The sequence below is a fragment of the Streptomyces sp. NPDC038280 genome (assembly GCF_055600045.1).
Genome location: NZ_JBVJYZ010000003.1, coordinates 58,917 through 73,943, shown reverse-complemented (window position 1 = coordinate 73,943; position 15,027 = coordinate 58,917). Strand labels below are relative to the sequence as shown.

The following is a 15,027-nucleotide window of genomic DNA, read 5'->3' as shown; positions in this document are numbered from 1 at the left end:
GCCCGCCGAGGACCACCGCGCCGGGCAGACCGGCGAAGGCCTTGCCCGCCAACAGCGGTGCGCCGGGGGCGGGTTGCCGTCTCAGCGTACGGGCGGGATGGACACCGCCATCGTCATCTCGACCGTCTCCGTGCCGTCGTTGCGGTAGGCATGCGGCACATTGGACTCGAAGACCACGGACGTCCCGGTCGGGACGGTGTACGTCTCCCCCTCGACGACGAGGCTCAGCACTCCCGACGTGACGTTCAGGAGTTCCGTCGTGCCGTCCGGGTGGGGGTCGGAGGCGCTACCCTCGCCCGGCATCAGGGTCCAGGACCAGAGTTCGAGGGGGCCTCGGGCCTCGGTGCCGGCGAGCAGGGTGGTGTGGCTGCCGGCGGGCGTCGACCACATCCTCACGGCCTGTTCGGCGGGGACGAGACGGACCTGAGGACCCTGTTCGTAGTCGAGAAGGGTCGTGATGGAGACGCCGAGGGCGTCGGCGAGCTTCACGGTGGTGCCGACGCTCGGGTTGGTGCGGGCCTGCTCGATCTGGATGATCATGCCTCGGCTCACTCCGGCCCTGGCGGCGAGCGCGTCCAGGGTGAAGCCGCGCTCATGGCGCCATCGCTTCAGATTGCGGGCGAGCGACTGGGTGAGCTGGTCCAGGTCCGACACATTCCGTCCAATATTTTAAATGACAGGGTTCAATAAACTGAACTACGGTGTGGTGCACCCCACCGTTCACCGCACTGTACTGCGAGGCCACCCATGACAGCACTGTTCGCCCTGGTTACCAGCCTGATGTGGGGCCTGGCCGACTTCGGCGGCGGGCTGCTCAGCCGGCGGATCCCCGCCCTGACGGTCGTCGTCGCCTCGCAGCTGATCGCCGTGGCCGTGCTCGGTGCCATCGTGATCGCCACCGGCGGCTGGGCCGAGGCCGGGCCGCGGCTCTGGTACGCGGTGGCGGCCGGCGCGGTCGGCCCGGTCGCCATGCTGTGCTTCTACAAGGCGCTGGCGCTCGGCCCGATGGGTGTGGTCTCCCCGCTCGGCTCGATCGGCGTGGCCGTACCGGTCTCGGTCGGTCTGCTGATCGGTGACCGGCCCGGGCTGCTCCAGGTCGCCGGCATCGGGGTGGCCGTCGCCGGTGTGGTGCTCGCGGGCGGCCCCGAGCTGCGCGGCGCGCCGGTGCGGCGCAGGGCGGTGCTGCTGACGCTCGTCGCGGCCTTCGGCTTCGGCTCGGTGATGGCGCTGATCTCCGAGGCCTCGACCACCCTCACCGGGCTCTTCCTGGCCCTGTTCGTCCAGCGCGTCACCAATGTCGTGGTGGGCGGTGGCGCGCTGTTCGTCTCCGTGCGGCGCGGCGCCGAGGCACTGCCCGAGGGCGGCCCTCGGGTCATGTGGTCGGCGCTGCCGGCGCTTGCCTTCGTCGGCCTCGCGGACGTCGCCGCGAACGGCACGTACTCCGTCGCCGCCCAGCACGGGCCGGTCACGGTCGCCGCCGTCCTCGCGAACCTCTATCCGGTGGTCACGGCCCTCGCCGCGCGCGGAGTGCTCAAGGAGCGACTGAAGGGCGTGCAGGCGGCCGGCGCCGGTCTGGCGCTGGTGGGGACCGTCCTGCTGGCCACCGGCTGATCAGCTCTCCTGGGACTCCATCGACTCCAGGGACTCCAGCTCCGCCAGCGCGACCAGCTGCTCGGGCGTGACACCGTCCGGTATCGGCACCGGGGCCGGGGTGCGCAGCGGCGGCTGCCAGCCCTTCTCCGGGTCCCAGCTGCGGACCACCCGGGCGGGCGCCCCGGCCACCACACAGTGGTCGGGCACTTCTCCCCGTACGACCGCGCCCGCGGCGACCACGACATTGCGGCCCAGCCGGGCTCCGGGAAGGATCACCGCTCCGGTGCCGAGCCAGCAGCCGGGGCCGATCTCCACCGGCTCCGCGCGCGGCCACTGGCGACCGATGGGCTCGTGCGGGTCGTCGTAACTGTGGTTGGTCGACGTGATGTACACATACGGCCCGCAGTACGTGTCCGAGCCGATGGACACCTTGCTGTCGGCGATGACATGACTGCCCCGGCCGAGCACGACTCCATGACCCAGCGTCAGGATCGGATCAGGCCCGAGGTCGAGGTCCGGCATCATCCCCGCCGTCAGCGTCACCTGCTCGGCGATGATGCAGTGGTCGCCGAGCTCGATCCAGGCCTCCCCGAAGACGGTGCCCTGTGGGAACGCCAGCCTCGTGCCCGCTCCCAGGCGGCGGAAGCGCAGCTTGCCCGGGTGCTCGGCGGTGACGGCGCCCATGTCCTGCACCCATCGCCAGCCGCCCTGCACGGCACGGGCGAGAGCCCGGCGCCGCCAGGCGGTGAGAGATGAGAACGCGTTCCTGTTCTTGGGCACCCGCACACGGTAGTCGCCGGGGCCGCTGATGATCGGCGCCGCGTGCTGTGATGTTCACCCCACCCCACGTCCGGGCGTTTCGGCCCGTCGCTTACCGTTCGTACGGCGCGACCGGACAGCGACAGTCGTACGGACGAGATGAAGAGCCGAGGGAGCAGAGCGATGGCAGAGCGGGCGTTGGTCAGCGGCGTGGGCGGCAAGGAGCCGAAGATCGACCCGGAGGCGTTCACCGCGCCGACCTCCGTCGTCGTCGGCGAGGTCACCATGGCCGCGGGTGCGAGCGTCTGGTACCACACGGTGCTGCGCGCCGACTGCGGCCCGATCGTCCTCGGCGCCGACTCCAACATCCAGGACAACTGCACCGTCCATGTCGACCCCGGCTTCCCGGTGACCGTCGGTGAGCGCGTCTCGGTCGGCCACAACGCCGTCCTGCACGGCTGCACGGTGGAGGACGACTGCCTGATCGGCATGGGCGCCACGGTCCTCAACGGGGCCCGGATCGGCGCCGGTTCGCTGGTCGCCGCGCAGGCGCTCGTCCCGCAGGGGATGGTCGTACCGCCCGGCTCGCTGGTCGCCGGCGTCCCGGCCAAGGTGCGGCGGGAGCTGACCGACGAGGAACGCGAGGGGATCAAGCTCAACGCCGCGATGTACCTCGGGCTGGTCCGCGACCACAGGGCCGCGCACCAGGACTGAGGCGGTTCGGGAGGTCGCGCGCGCCGCGTGCGGTCAGTCGGCGGCCGGGACGGGCGCCGGCTCGGCCGCCGCGGCGGCTTCCTGCCGCGCGGCGGCCTTCTTGGCGCGGTTCTTCAGGATCAGCATGGAGGTGAGACCAATGAGCACGGCGACCACGAGCCCGAGCCAGGAGAAACGCTTCAGCCAGGCCTCCGCGACGACGCCCACGGAGTAAATGACGGCCGTCGTGCCGCCCGCCCAGAGGATGCCGCCGAAGACATTGGCGATGAGGAACTTCCAGTACGGCATCCGCAGAACGCCCGCGAGGGGCCCGGCGAAGATCCGCAGCAGCGCCACGAACCGGCCGAAGAAGACGGCCCACATGCCCCACTTCTCGAACGACCGCTCCGCCATGGCGATGTTCGCCTCACTGAAGTGCTTGGGGAACTTGCCCCCGAGCCACGCCAGCAGGGGCCGGCCCCCCTTGCGGCCGATGGCGTAGCCGATCGAGTCGCCGATGATGGCGCCGGCCGTCGCGCACGCGCCCAGCACGTACGGATTGATGTCTCCGTGCTGTGAGGCGAGCAGGGCCGAGCTGACGAGGACGATCTCGCCCGGCAGCGGGATCCCGAGGCTCTCCAGCCCGATCACCACCGCAACCAGGATGTAGATGCTGACCGCGGGCACGGTCTCGAGCCACTCCTGGACGTGCAAGGCAGTTCCTCCCCGTGTCGGACCCATGGGCGCCGCGGTATCGCGCGTGCCGATGAAGCCTACCTGGTGACGGGGAACGGACCACGGCCCCGGAAACGGCGCCGCCCCCGTCCCTCCTCCCGGGGGGGGAGGGACGGGGGCCGGTACGCCCCGAGGCGTCAGGCGTTCGGGCGCAGCGTCCAGACGACGGTCATCTCGCCCGTCACCGCGCCGTCCTCACGGGTGATGGCGATGGCCACGGGGAACTCGGGGCGCTCCCCCGCGTCGAGCTCCGCGACCACGTCGGCGACCGGGCGCCCCAGCGTGGCGGTCGCCGTGACGACACCCATGGCGAGCTTCTTGTAGCCGATCTCGGCCTTCACGGCGAGCGGCACGGCGCGGCCGAGCTGCGCACCGAAGGCGGCGAGGACGATCGCGCCACTGGCCGACTCGGCCAGGGTGAACATCGCTCCGGCGTGCGGGCCGCCGACGTGGTTGTGGTAGTCGGCCTGGTCCGGCATGCGCACCACGGCGCGCTCGGCGGTCGTCTCCAGGAACTCCAGGTTGAGGGTCCTGGCCATCGGGACGGTGGCGGCGAGCATCTCGCCGACGGACATCTGGTCTGCGCTCATGGCGGCGATGTTACCCGTGAGTAGGAGGGCTTGGCCATCCCTCCGCCAGCGCAACGGGGGGACCGGGCGTGGCAACGATCACGCCGCACCTCTATGGTTACTGGCCATGTGGCCAGGACAGCAGCCGCCCGGGGGCGAGCAGAACCCGCAGGACCAGAACCCGTACCAGCAGCCGGGGTATCAGCAGCCGAATCCGTATCAGCAGCCCGGCTACCAGCAGCCCGGCACACCGCCGCCGTACGCCGCACCGGGTCAGCCCGGCACGCCGCCGCCGTACCCCGCTCCGGGGCAGCAGCCCGGCGCGTACCAGCATCCGACGGTGCCGCAGTACGGCATGCCGGGCCCCCCGCAGCCCGGCGGCCCGAACCAGGACAAGAAGAAGACGACGATCGTGGCCATCGCGGCGGCGACCGCCGTGGTCGTGGCCGCAGGAGTCACCGGCTTCCTGGTGCTGAAGGACGACGGCAAGAGCACGCAGGCGGGCGGTGACGACGCCAAGCCGTCCGCGAGCGCGTCGAAGTCCGCGAGTCCTTCTCCGTCGACGATCGACAACCCGCGCGGCGACACCGAGGCCAAGCCGACGATCCCGGGCTGGAAGGTCGTCTACAACCCCAAGTACGGCACCCAGTTCGACGTTCCGGCGACCTGGGAGGTGGCCGGTACCGGCGTGGCCTCCGGGTTCGACGACAAGAAGAAGAACGACGGATCGGCGTACATCATGATGTCGGCGCCGGCCACCTACAAGTCCAAGTGGTGCAGCGTCGACAGCGACATGGACGGCCGCAAGGAGGACAGCAGCCTCGCCGACACGGGCACCCGGGGCGCTCAGGGCGCCACCGACACCGCGGAGAACGCGCGCAACGAAGCGGGTGCCTGGGTCTTCGCCGCGTACGCCCAGGACGAACCCGAGAAGAAGCTGAAGCAGCTGATCAAGATCAGCCCCGCCGAGGCGTACACCAGCAAGTCCGGGCTCACCGGCCATGTGGCCACGGCCACGGCCACCGGTCTGGCCAAGAAGGACCGGTGCGACACCGACGGCAAGTCCATCGCGTTCAGCTTCAAGAACGCCAAGGGTGACTTCTCGTCCTGGATCCTCTTCGCCAACAAGGGAGTCAAGGACGAGCTCTCGGACACGGTGATCCGCCAGATCCTGTCGACGGTCCGGCTCGCTCCGGCCTCGACCCCGTAGGACGCGCGGGACCGGGTGGAACCGGTCCCGCGGAAACGGTTTGGCTTCTGCGGCGGCGGCAGGGATAGTCCCTTGGTGACTTCACCCGCCGCCGCCCCCCGCCGCCTTCGCCCGGAGTGGGCGAACCGCAACTACACCCTTCTGACCGCCGCCGCGTTCGTCACCAATCTGGGCACCCACGGCGCCCTCATCGCGGCGGCGTTCGCGGTTCTGGAGTCCGGCGGGGACGGGGGGGACGTCGGCATGGTGGCAGCCGCGCGCACGCTGCCGCTGGTTCTCTTCCTGCTGATAGGCGGCGCCCTGGCGGACCGGATACCCCGTCACCGGGTGATGGTCGCCGCCAACGCCCTCAACTGCGTCTCCCAGGCCGCCTTCGCCGCCCTCGTGCTCGCCGGCGATCCACAGCTGTGGCAGATGATGCTGCTCACCGCGCTCTGCGGCACCGGCCAGGCCTTCTTCGGCCCGGCGGCCGAGGGCATGCTGATGAGCAGCGTCGGCGGGGAACAGGCAGGCAGGGCCTTCGCCCTCTTCCGGATGTCGATGCACGGCGCGGGCATCGGCGGCGCCGCGCTCGGCGGCGCGCTGATCGCTGTGGTCGGTCCCGGCTGGGTGCTGGCCATCGACGCGGCCGCCTTCGCCGTCGCGGGCGCGCTGCGCGCCTTCCTCGACGTCAGCCACATCGCCGCGCGCCAGGCCGGCGGTGGCCTCCTCTCGGATCTGCGCGACGGCTGGCGGGAGTTCGTCGGCCGCCCCTGGTTGTGGTCGATCGTGGCGCAGTTCTCGGTCGTCGTGGCCGTGGTCGGCGCGGCCGACTCGGTGTACGGGCCTCTCGTCGCCAAGGACCACTTGGGCGGCGCGCGACCCTGGGGTCTGGCGCTGGCCGCGTTCGGCGTGGGCACGCTCTGCGGCGCCCTGCTCATGATGCGCTGGAAGCCGCGCCGCATCCTGCTCGTCGGCACCCTGTGCGTCTTTCCGCTGGCCCTGCCCTCGGCCGCGCTGGCCGTGCCCCTGGACGTGGTGGGTCTGTCGGTGGCGATGTTCGTGAGCGGCGTCTCGATCGAGGTGTTCGGCGTGGCCTGGATGATCGCGCTGCACCAGGAGATCCCCGAGGAGAAGCTGTCCCGGGTCTCTGCCTACGACTGGTTCGGGTCGACGGCGATGCTGCCGCTCTCCACCGCCCTGGCCGGGCCGGCGGAGAGCCTCTTCGGGCGGCGCGAGGCGCTGTGGGGCTGTGCCGGGCTGATCGTGCTCGTGACCGCGCTCGTGCTGCTGGTCCCCGACGTACGGAATCTGACGCACCGGAGCCGTTCGAAGGAGTTCGCGGCGGCGGGCTCGCCGGCGGACTCAGCCGATGCTGAAGGAGCCGTGGGGCGGCTCGGGTGAGGGCACCGCGTCCTCGTCCCGTACCGCGCTCGCGGTTCCGATGAGACGGGCGAGCGACGCGCCGTACTCGACCCGGGCGGGGAAGGCGTCGGACGCGGTTCGGCGGGCCAGGAGCCCGGTGTCGATCGCGCTGTGCGAAGCGAGGAGGACGGCGTTGCCGAAGCGCCGGCCGCGGAGCACGGCGGGTTCCGCGATCAGCGCCAGCTCGGGGAAGACCGCGCCGAAGGTGGCCAGTTGGGAGCGGAGGAAGTCGAAGGGCGCGCCGTCCGCGAGGTTGGCGGCGTAGACGCCCTCCGGGCGCAGGACCCGCTCGGCGGCGCGCGCGTACTCCACCGAGGTCAGATGCGCGGGCACCCGGGATCCGCCGAACACATCGGCGATCAGTATGTCCGCGGAACGCGCGGGCGCGGTGTCCAGCCAGGCGCGGGCGTCCGCGCAGTGCACGGTGACATGGACGTCTGCCGGGAGCGGCAGGTGTTCGGCGACCAGGGCGAGCAGTCCCCGGTCGGCGTCGACGACGTCCTGGCGGGAGCGCGGCCGGGTGGCCGCGACATAGCGGGGCAGGGTGAGCGCCCCACCACCGAGGTGCAGTACGTCGAGCGGCTCGCCCTGGTCGGCGGCGCAGTCGACGACGTGCGCGAGCCTCTGGGCGTACTCGAACTCGAGGTGCGTCGGGTCGTCGAGGTCGACATAGGACTGGGGAGCACCGTCGACGGTGAGAAGCCAGGCCCGCTCCCGGTCCACGTCCGGCATGAGCTTGGCGGTGCCCCAGTCGACGTCCCGGATGACGGGTATCTGCTCGTTCACGGTCCTATTGTGCGCCGCCGCAAGGGCTCGCCCGTACGGGGTGGGCGGGACCCGGGCCGGGCCGGCCCGGGGGGGGCGGCCATGTCGGCGCTCGGGCGGGGCGATGCCGGGCACCGCGCCCCGTGTCCGCCGGCGCTCAGGCGGGCCGGAGCCCGGGCTCGGGGACGGGGGGATCGGGAGCTTGGGCGGCCCGGCGCCGGGGACCGGACCAAGCCGGGGTGCTCGGGGGTTCGGCCGGGGCGGGCCGCGTTGAGCCCGTCCCGCCCTCAGGCGGCCCGGAGCGCGGCGACCGCGGCGGCGTGCGCCGCGGCCTGGGTGAAGCCGGCGTGTGCGGCCGGCGCTCGGCGGGACGGGTCGAGGGAGTTGCGGCCGAACGCCCGCTTCGCGGCGGCGTCGGGGGTGATGACCTCCACCCGGGCACCGGAGGCCACCAGCCGGGCGGCCTGGTCGCGTGGGGAGAGGATGACCTTGTTTCCGGACGCGTTGGGCGCGATGACGACGACCCGGTCATAGCCGGCCGCGAGGTGCGCGTTGGCCGTGGAGTGCACGCCGCCGTCGATCCGCTTCCGCCCGTCGACAGTGGCGGCGGGCCACACACCGGGAATCGCGCAGCTGGCGGTGACGGCGTCCACGAGCGGCACCCCGGCGGCCTTGTCGTACGCCGTCAGTTCGCCGGTGCGGGCATCGACGGCGGTGACGCGCAGGGCGGCGCTGTCGGGCCACTCGCGGGAGGGCAGCAGCGCGGCGATCATGTCGCGCCGCTCGGCCTCGTCGACACCCGTCCGCGCGCCGAGCGCCAGCCGCCCGAGCTTCTGTCCGTACGCCTCGGGGGTACGGGAGGAGAGCACGGCCGTCGCGTAGCGCAGAAGGGTCCCGACGCCGAGCCGGCGGGCGGCCGGGCCCTGGTACGGCGCGAACTGGCGCTCGTACAGCTCGGCGGTGCCCACCTTGCCGGAGGTGAGCTGCGCGCCGACGACCGCCCCGGCCGACGAGCCGATCACCACGTCGGCGGCGGACAGGTCCGTTCCCGCCTCGGCCAGTCCATGCAGGACGCCGACCTCCCAGGCGTTGCCGGTGAGTCCACCCGCTCCCAGCACCAGTGCGATGGTGTCCGTCATATGAGCAGTGTGCCGAACCGCCAAGTGCCCGCCTCCATCGGGGGGTTCCCTTCGGAGACGGGCTCAGGCGGGCACGGGGCCGGGCCGGCGTCAGACCAGCCCGGTGACCGTTCCGGCGCCGACCGTGCGACCGCCCTCGCGGATCGCGAAGCCGAGTCCGGGCTCGAGCGGGATGTCACGCCCCAGCTCGACGGTCATGGCGACCGTGTCTCCGGGGCGGGCCACGGCGGCCTCGCCGAGGTCGACGTCACCGACGACGTCCGCGGTCCTGATGTAGAACTGCGGCCGGTAGCCGGTCGCCACCGGTGTCGTACGGCCTCCCTCCCGTCCGGACAGGACGTACACCTGCGCGGTGAAGCGCCGGCTGGGTACGACACTGCCCGGCGCCGCCACCACATGGCCGCGGCGCACGGCGTCACGTGGCACACCGCGCAGGAGCAGTGCGACGTTGTCCCCCGCCTCGGCGGACTCCATCGGCTTGCCGAAGGTCTCCAGCCCGGTCACGACCGTCTCGGTGGCCGCGCCGAGGATCTCGACGCGGTCGCCGAGACGTACCGTGCCGCGCTCGACGGCGCCGGTGACGACGGTCCCGCGCCCGGTGATCGTCAGGACGTTCTCGACGGGCATCAGGAACGGCGCGTCCACGTACCGCACGGGCATGGGCACATAGGTGTCCACGGCGTCGAGGAGCGCCTCGATCGCGGCGGTCCAACGCGGGTCGCCCTCCAGCGCCTTGAGCCCCGAGACCCGGACGACGGGGACGGAGTCGCCGCCATAGCCGTGCGCGGTCAGCAGCTCGCGGACCTCCAGCTCCACCAGGTCGGTGAGCTCGTCGTCGCCGGCGTCGGCCTTGTTGAGGGCGACGACGATGTGGTCGACGCCGACCTGCCGGGCGAGCAGGACGTGCTCCGCCGTCTGCGGCATGATCCCGTCCAGCGCGGAGACGACGAGGATCGCCCCGTCGAGCTGCGCGGCGCCGGTGACCATGTTCTTGACGTAGTCGGCGTGCCCGGGCATGTCGACATGCGCGTAGTGCCGGGTGTCGGTCTCGTACTCGACGTGCGCGATGTTGATGGTGATCCCGCGCTGGGCCTCCTCCGGCGCCCGGTCGATCCGGTCGAAGGGGACGAACGTGCCGGTCCCGCGCTCGCTGAGGACCTTGGTGATCGCGGCGGTGAGGGTGGTCTTGCCGTGGTCGACATGACCCATGGTGCCGATGTTGAGGTGCGGCTTGGTGCGCACGTATGCCGTCTTGGGCATGGCTCATTCCTTGAGCTCGAAGCTGAGTTGGGGACCCCGGAGCCCTTCCGACCCTCCCCCTGCGGGGTCCGCCGGATTGTCCGGGAAGGGTCAGCTTCGGGCGCCGTCGAACGTCGCCGCCGCGGTGGCGACGTCGACGGGAGCATCGAGCGCGTCGAGCGCGCCGGGCAGGGTGAGCGCCTCGAGCGCGGTGAGCACGTCGTGCGCGTGGAACGCGGAGAGCGCAGGGAACGCCCGGAACGCCTGGAGCGCGGCAGCCTTCGGCGCGTCCGCGACTGCGGACGGCGCTGCGAGGAAGGCGTACCGGAACATGTCGACGATCATCGCCGAGCGGGGCGGCGCCGTCGAATGGTTTTCCACTCAGGGGAGTTGAGGAAACGGGGCTGCGACGCACTCCGACGCGAGCCCGTACGGGCCCCGCCTGGGCTCGGGGCAGGGACTGACGGGCCAGGCGTGCTCAGGCGGTGAACATTACGGCGATCACGCACCTTTGTCGGTTAGTCTCCCCGGATGCCCGACCCCGTCACCAGGCCGCAGGACGGTCTCGCCCTCCGCCGCACCCGGGCCGCGCTGTCTCCGTGGTCGCGGTTGGCGCTGCTCGTGGTGATCCTCGCCTGCGCCGCGACGGCGGTGGTGCTGTACGAGCCACAGCGGCTGCTGGCTGCGGGCTGGCCGCCCAGGACGGGCGGCCCGGGCGCGGTGGCCCTGTTCGCGCTCGCGTACGGGCTCTGCACGGCGGCCTTCGTACCGCGCCCGATCCTCAACCTCGCGGCGGGCGCGCTCTTCGGTTCGCAGGCCGGGCTGGTGGCGGCCCTCGTCGGTACCGTCCTGGGGGCGGGCATCGCGTTCGCCCTGGGCCGGGTGCTCGGGCAGGACGCGCTGCGGCCGCTGCTGCGCGGGCAGTGGCTGACGGCGGCGGACGGGCAGCTGAGCCGGCACGGCTTCCGGTCGATGCTGGCGATCCGACTCTTCCCCGGAGTGCCGTTCGCCGCGGCCAACTACTGCGCCGCCGTCTCCCGTATGGGGTACGCGCCGTTCCTCGCCGCGACGGGGCTCGGATCGATCCCCAACACCGCGGCCTATGTGATCGCGGGCAGCGAGGCCGCGTCGCCGACCTCGCCGGCCTTCCTCATCGCCATGGGGTTCATCGTGGTGACCGGGGCGGGCGGAGCGGTCGTCGCCTGGCTCAAGCGCCATCGCCTGCGGCCCGCCGACCCGGCCGCCACGCTCATGGTGACCGCCGCCGAGACCGGAGAGACGACGGAGGCACGCGAGCACCCGACGGTCGTGGGCGCGTCCGCCCGCCGGTAGGCGAAGCACCAGCGGCTTCCCGGCGCGAGGTCGGCCAGCAGCTGCTGGCCAAGAACGGCCGGGGAGTCCGGCTCACCGACGCCGGACAGCTGCTCGCCGACCACGCCGCGCGGGTCCTGTCCCAGGCCGCCCGTCCCCGGCACCCCGCGCCCGCGTCCCCCGGATGGTCCAGGCGCCGACACGTGAAGCGGGAACGCGAGCCGCTCCCCCGCGCGGCCTCCCCCAGAGCCCTGCCCCGGCCGTCTCCTCACCGCGCTTCGACTCGGGACTTTCGACTCGGGACCTTCGGCTCGGAGCGCTGTCATCTCGGGGCACTGTCTCCCCGCGACACCGTCGCCTCGGACCACTGCCGCCCGAGGCGCCCTCGGCTCGGACCGCCGCGGCCCCGCAACACCGTCGGCTCGCGCTGCCGGCCGGAAACACCGTCGACCAGGACCGCTGCCGCTCCGGAGCCCCGTCGACTCAAGCCAGTGCCGCCCCCGAGCGCCGTCGGCTCAGAGCGCTTCGACGATCATCGCGTTGGCCAGGCCCCCCGCCTCGCACATCGCCTGGAGGCCATAGCGGCCGCCCCGCGCCCGCAGCGAGTGGACCAGCGTCGTGGTCAGTCGCGTGCCGCTGGCCCCCAGCGGGTGCCCGAGCGCGATCGCTCCCCCGTGCACGTTGACCTTGGCCAGGTCGGCCCCGGTCTCCTGCTGCCAGGCGAGGACGACGCTCGCGAAGGCTTCGTTGATCTCGAAGAGGTCGATCTCCTCGAGGGAGAGCCCGGCGCTCCGGAGCACCCTCTCGGTGGCCGGGATGACCCCGGTCAGCATGAGCACCGGGTCGGATCCGGTGACGGCGAAGCTGTGCAGCCGGGCGAGGGGCCGCAGGCCGAGCCGTTCGGCGGTGTCGGCCCCCATGATCAGTACGGCGGAGGCGCCGTCGTTGGTGGGGCTGCTGTTGCCGGGGGTCACCGACCAGTCGATCTGCGGGTAGCGCTCGGCGAACGCCGGGTCCTGGAAGGCCGGCCTGAGACCGGCGAGGATCTCGGTGGTGGTCCCGGGGCGTACGGACTCGTCGCGGCGGACTTCGCCGAACGGAACGACCTCCTGGTCGAAGAGCCCGTTCTCCCAGGCACGGGCGGCCCTCTGGTGCGAGGTGACCGCGAACGCGTCCATGGCGTCGCGCCCGATGGACCACTTGGCGGCGATCAGTTCGGCGCTGATCCCCTGGGGGACCAGGCCCTCCGGGTAGCGCTCGGCGACGCCCGGGCCGAAGGGGTCGGCGCCGGCCGGCACGTTGGACCACATCGGCACCCGGCTCATCGACTCGACTCCGCAGGCGACGACGATGTCGTACGCCCCGGACAGCACCCCCTGCGCCGCGAAGTGCACGGCCTGCTGGGAGGAGCCGCACTGCCGGTCGACGGTGGTGGCGGGCACGGACTCGGGGAATCCCGCACCGAGCCAGGCGTACCGGGTGGTGTTCATGGCCTGCTCGCCGACCTGGTCGACACATCCGCCGATGACGTCGTCGACGAGTGCCGGGTCGATCCCGGTCCGCTCGATCAAGGACTTCAGGGTGTGGGAGAGCAGTTCGACGGGATGGACCTGGGCCAGTGCCCCGGTCGGCTTCCCCTTTCCGATGGGAGTACGGACGGCTTCGACGATGACGGCGTCGCGCATGGCGGAGGCTCCTCGTTCACCGAGTGAGTTGGAAATCTGGACCAATACGTGCCAGTAACATAGCGCAGTTCGTTTGGAAGTCAAACTCATTGAGGAATCTGCCTTAGGCTGGGGCCATGACCGCCACCCGCAAGGCTCCGCGCCCCTGCAACATCGCCGACGCCCTCGCTCTGGTCGGCGAGAAGTACTCCCTGCTCGTCCTGCGGGAGATCTCCCTCGGCGTGCGCCGGTTCGACCGGATCGCCCGCAACACCGGCGCTCCGCGCGATGTGCTGACCGCCCGGCTGCGGCGTCTGGTGGAGGCCGGAATCCTGGAGAAGGTCCAGTACAGCGACCGCCCCAAGCGGTACGAGTACCGCGCGACGGACGCGGGCGAGGAGCTGCAGCCGGTCCTGCTGACGCTCATGGCCTGGGGGGACCGCCATCTGGGCACGGAGCCGCCCATGGTCCTCGAGCACGGGTGCGGAGCCACCCTGGCGCCGCGGGTCGTCTGCGAGGCGTGCGGCGAGCGGGCGGACGCGCCCAGCATCAGCGCCCATGTGCGGGCGCCCGGGTGGACGACCACGGGGCCCGAGGAGGACTGAGGGGTCCGCCGACCCCGGCCGGGCCACCGTCCATTCACCCAGGGGGAGTACGCTGCGCAGCGACCGGCGGCCGTTCGACGACCGCCGTTTTCCGACCGCTGACCGCACACAAGTACATCCGGGACGGCCCTAGCCCCATGAGTTGGTTCGAATCATTCATCCTCGGACTCGTCCAGGGGCTGACGGAGTTCCTGCCCATCTCGTCCAGCGCGCATCTGCGGCTGACCGCGGCCTTCGCGGGGTGGCACGACCCGGGCGCGGCCTTCACCGCGATCACCCAGATCGGCACCGAAGCGGCTGTACTGATCTACTTCCGCAAGGACATCGCGCGCATCGTCTCGGCCTGGTTCCGGTCACTGACCCGCAAGGAACTGCGTGCGGAACACGACGCGCAGATGGGCTGGCTTGTCATCGTCGGCTCGATCCCGATCGGCGTCCTGGGCGTCACGTTCAAGGACCAGATCGAGGGTCCGTTCCGTGATCTGCGACTCATCGCCACGACCCTGATCGTCATGGGCATCGTCCTGGGCGTGGCCGACCGGCTGGCGGCGCGCGACGAGGTGGGCGGACGGCACCGGGCGATCCGGGAGCGCAAGACGCTCAAGGAACTCGGTGTCAGGGACGGCCTGATATTCGGCGTGTGCCAGGCCATGGCCCTCATCCCGGGCGTGTCCCGGTCGGGCGCCACGATCAGCGGCGGTCTGCTGATGGGCTACACGCGTGAGGCGGCGGCCCGCTACTCCTTCCTGCTGGCCATCCCGGCCGTCCTCGCCTCGGGTGTGTTCGAGCTGAAGGACGCGGGCGAGGGGCATGTCTCCTGGGGCCCCACGGTTTTCGCCACGATCATCGCGTTCGGCGTGGGTTATGCCGTCATCGCCTGGTTCATGAAGTTCATCACGACCAAGAGCTTCATGCCGTTCGTCGTCTACCGGGTCCTGCTGGGCGTCGTGCTCTTCGTCCTGGTCGGTGCGGACGTGCTGAGCCCCCACGCGGGCGAATCCGGGACCGTGCCGGTCGGCGCCCCCTAGGGACGCCCGGGCGACGGGCGGAGCCCGTCCCCCCGCCGCCGCCGGCGGAGCACGGCGGTCGGACGGACGGGCTCTCATCTGCGCAGGCGGATGGGTGGGCTGCACGCCGGACCAGGGCGGGCCGCCGGACTCGGGGGTGTTTCCGGCGACCTCTCATTCAGCGACTTCCGCCTGAACGGACCTGATGAGCGTCTCGCTCCCGGCACTCCGCCGCGAGGGTGTGCGTCGCATATATCTACGCACTCCGTTCACACCCCGTGTGAACGGAGTGCGTGCCCGCCCGAGAGAACAAGGGCGAAGCCGGACTGCGCTC

General features: G+C 71.9%; 16 protein-coding genes. 7 read left to right on the top strand and 9 right to left on the bottom strand.

The annotated features are described in order from the left end of the window. Positions 1-81: 81 nt before the first annotated feature. Positions 82-654: a helix-turn-helix domain-containing protein gene (locus ACZ7J0_RS08640; protein WP_470885299.1), complete on the bottom strand. Its 573-nt coding sequence runs from the start codon at positions 652-654 to the stop codon at positions 82-84. A gap of 93 nt (positions 655-747) precedes the next feature. On the opposite strand from ACZ7J0_RS08640, the gene ACZ7J0_RS08635 reads away from it, so the two are divergent. Beyond that, positions 748-1,611, top strand: a complete 864-nt coding sequence (locus ACZ7J0_RS08635) for an EamA family transporter (RefSeq protein WP_470885297.1) — start codon at positions 748-750, stop codon at positions 1,609-1,611. On the opposite strand, the gene ACZ7J0_RS08630 is transcribed toward ACZ7J0_RS08635, so the two are convergent. Next, a complete protein-coding gene (locus ACZ7J0_RS08630) occupies positions 1,612-2,373 on the bottom strand; it encodes an acyltransferase (RefSeq protein ID WP_470885295.1) in 762 nt (253 codons plus the stop codon). A gap of 162 nt (positions 2,374-2,535) precedes the next feature. Between ACZ7J0_RS08630 and ACZ7J0_RS08625 the strand changes: the two genes are divergently transcribed. Then, positions 2,536-3,066 (top strand): gamma carbonic anhydrase family protein, encoded by a 531-nt coding sequence (locus ACZ7J0_RS08625; RefSeq protein WP_469119652.1) that lies wholly within the window; start codon positions 2,536-2,538, stop codon positions 3,064-3,066. Between the two features lie 33 nt (positions 3,067-3,099). On the opposite strand, the gene ACZ7J0_RS08620 is transcribed toward ACZ7J0_RS08625, so the two are convergent. Both ACZ7J0_RS08620 and ACZ7J0_RS08615 read right to left on the bottom strand, forming a co-directional pair. Further along, positions 3,100-3,759, bottom strand: a complete 660-nt coding sequence (locus tag ACZ7J0_RS08620) for a DedA family protein (protein WP_470885292.1) — start codon at positions 3,757-3,759, stop codon at positions 3,100-3,102. Between the two features lie 158 nt (positions 3,760-3,917). Further along, entirely contained in the window at positions 3,918-4,355 is a 438-nt protein-coding gene (locus ACZ7J0_RS08615; RefSeq protein ID WP_469120199.1) for a DUF4442 domain-containing protein, read from the bottom strand. A 121-nt stretch (positions 4,356-4,476) separates the two neighbouring features. Between ACZ7J0_RS08615 and ACZ7J0_RS08610 the strand changes: the two genes are divergently transcribed. Further along, positions 4,477-5,559 (top strand): DUF8017 domain-containing protein, encoded by a 1,083-nt coding sequence (locus ACZ7J0_RS08610; RefSeq protein ID WP_470885290.1) that lies wholly within the window; start codon positions 4,477-4,479, stop codon positions 5,557-5,559. A gap of 75 nt (positions 5,560-5,634) precedes the next feature. After that, complete coding sequence (locus tag ACZ7J0_RS08605) at positions 5,635-6,942, top strand: MFS transporter (RefSeq protein ID WP_470885288.1); 1,308 nt, start codon at positions 5,635-5,637, stop codon at positions 6,940-6,942. Here the strand turns inward: ACZ7J0_RS08605 and ACZ7J0_RS08600 are convergent. The 4 genes from ACZ7J0_RS08600 to ACZ7J0_RS08585 all read right to left on the bottom strand — a co-directional run bounded on the left by ACZ7J0_RS08600 (position 6,904) and on the right by ACZ7J0_RS08585 (position 10,487). Beyond that, entirely contained in the window at positions 6,904-7,749 is an 846-nt protein-coding gene (locus ACZ7J0_RS08600; RefSeq protein WP_470885287.1) for a spermidine synthase, read from the bottom strand. The genes ACZ7J0_RS08605 and ACZ7J0_RS08600 overlap by 39 nt on opposite strands. Positions 7,750-8,015: 266 nt before the next feature. Further along, positions 8,016-8,867, bottom strand: coding sequence for a patatin-like phospholipase family protein (locus ACZ7J0_RS08595; RefSeq protein ID WP_470885285.1), 852 nt, complete (start codon positions 8,865-8,867; stop codon positions 8,016-8,018). 90 nt (positions 8,868-8,957) lie between these two features. Then, the gene (tuf, locus tag ACZ7J0_RS08590) at positions 8,958-10,127 is read right to left on the bottom strand and encodes an elongation factor Tu (RefSeq protein WP_470885283.1); all 1,170 of its coding nucleotides are present in this window, start codon (positions 10,125-10,127) and stop codon (positions 8,958-8,960) included. 90 nt (positions 10,128-10,217) lie between these two features. After that, the gene (locus ACZ7J0_RS08585; RefSeq protein WP_470885281.1) at positions 10,218-10,487 is read right to left on the bottom strand and encodes a hypothetical protein; all 270 of its coding nucleotides are present in this window, start codon (positions 10,485-10,487) and stop codon (positions 10,218-10,220) included. A 150-nt stretch (positions 10,488-10,637) separates the two neighbouring features. On the opposite strand from ACZ7J0_RS08585, the gene ACZ7J0_RS08580 reads away from it, so the two are divergent. Further along, positions 10,638-11,438 carry a TVP38/TMEM64 family protein gene (locus tag ACZ7J0_RS08580; protein WP_470885279.1) on the top strand — a complete coding sequence of 267 codons (801 nt, stop codon included), beginning with the start codon at positions 10,638-10,640 and terminating at the stop codon, positions 11,436-11,438. 494 nt (positions 11,439-11,932) lie between these two features. Here ACZ7J0_RS08580 and ACZ7J0_RS08575 read toward each other — a convergent pair whose 3' ends face one another. Further along, complete coding sequence (locus tag ACZ7J0_RS08575; RefSeq protein ID WP_470885277.1) at positions 11,933-13,102, bottom strand: thiolase family protein; 1,170 nt, start codon at positions 13,100-13,102, stop codon at positions 11,933-11,935. 116 nt (positions 13,103-13,218) lie between these two features. Here ACZ7J0_RS08575 and ACZ7J0_RS08570 point away from each other — a divergent pair, with 116 nt between their 5' ends. After that, positions 13,219-13,686, top strand: a complete 468-nt coding sequence (locus tag ACZ7J0_RS08570) for a winged helix-turn-helix transcriptional regulator (RefSeq protein WP_470885275.1) — start codon at positions 13,219-13,221, stop codon at positions 13,684-13,686. A gap of 137 nt (positions 13,687-13,823) precedes the next feature. After that, the gene (locus ACZ7J0_RS08565) at positions 13,824-14,714 is read left to right on the top strand and encodes an undecaprenyl-diphosphate phosphatase (RefSeq protein ID WP_470885273.1); all 891 of its coding nucleotides are present in this window, start codon (positions 13,824-13,826) and stop codon (positions 14,712-14,714) included. The last annotated feature ends 313 nt before the right edge of the window (positions 14,715-15,027 follow it).

What these genes read in the sequence shown, in the direction of transcription:
- ACZ7J0_RS08580 (WP_470885279.1), top strand. Translation starts at nt 10,638, where the DNA reads ATGCCCGACCCCGTCACCAGGCCGCAGGACGGTCTCGCCCTCCGCCGC.
- ACZ7J0_RS08610 (WP_470885290.1), top strand. Translation starts at nt 4,477, where the DNA reads ATGTGGCCAGGACAGCAGCCGCCCGGGGGCGAGCAGAACCCGCAGGAC.
- tuf (WP_470885283.1), bottom strand. Translation starts at nt 10,127, where the DNA reads ATGCCCAAGACGGCATACGTGCGCACCAAGCCGCACCTCAACATCGGC.
- ACZ7J0_RS08625 (WP_469119652.1), top strand. Translation starts at nt 2,536, where the DNA reads ATGGCAGAGCGGGCGTTGGTCAGCGGCGTGGGCGGCAAGGAGCCGAAG.
- ACZ7J0_RS08575 (WP_470885277.1), bottom strand. Translation starts at nt 13,102, where the DNA reads ATGCGCGACGCCGTCATCGTCGAAGCCGTCCGTACTCCCATCGGAAAG.
- ACZ7J0_RS08615 (WP_469120199.1), bottom strand. Translation starts at nt 4,355, where the DNA reads ATGTCCGTCGGCGAGATGCTCGCCGCCACCGTCCCGATGGCCAGGACC.
- ACZ7J0_RS08565 (WP_470885273.1), top strand. Translation starts at nt 13,824, where the DNA reads ATGAGTTGGTTCGAATCATTCATCCTCGGACTCGTCCAGGGGCTGACG.
- ACZ7J0_RS08570 (WP_470885275.1), top strand. Translation starts at nt 13,219, where the DNA reads ATGACCGCCACCCGCAAGGCTCCGCGCCCCTGCAACATCGCCGACGCC.
- ACZ7J0_RS08595 (WP_470885285.1), bottom strand. Translation starts at nt 8,867, where the DNA reads ATGACGGACACCATCGCACTGGTGCTGGGAGCGGGTGGACTCACCGGC.
- ACZ7J0_RS08635 (WP_470885297.1), top strand. Translation starts at nt 748, where the DNA reads ATGACAGCACTGTTCGCCCTGGTTACCAGCCTGATGTGGGGCCTGGCC.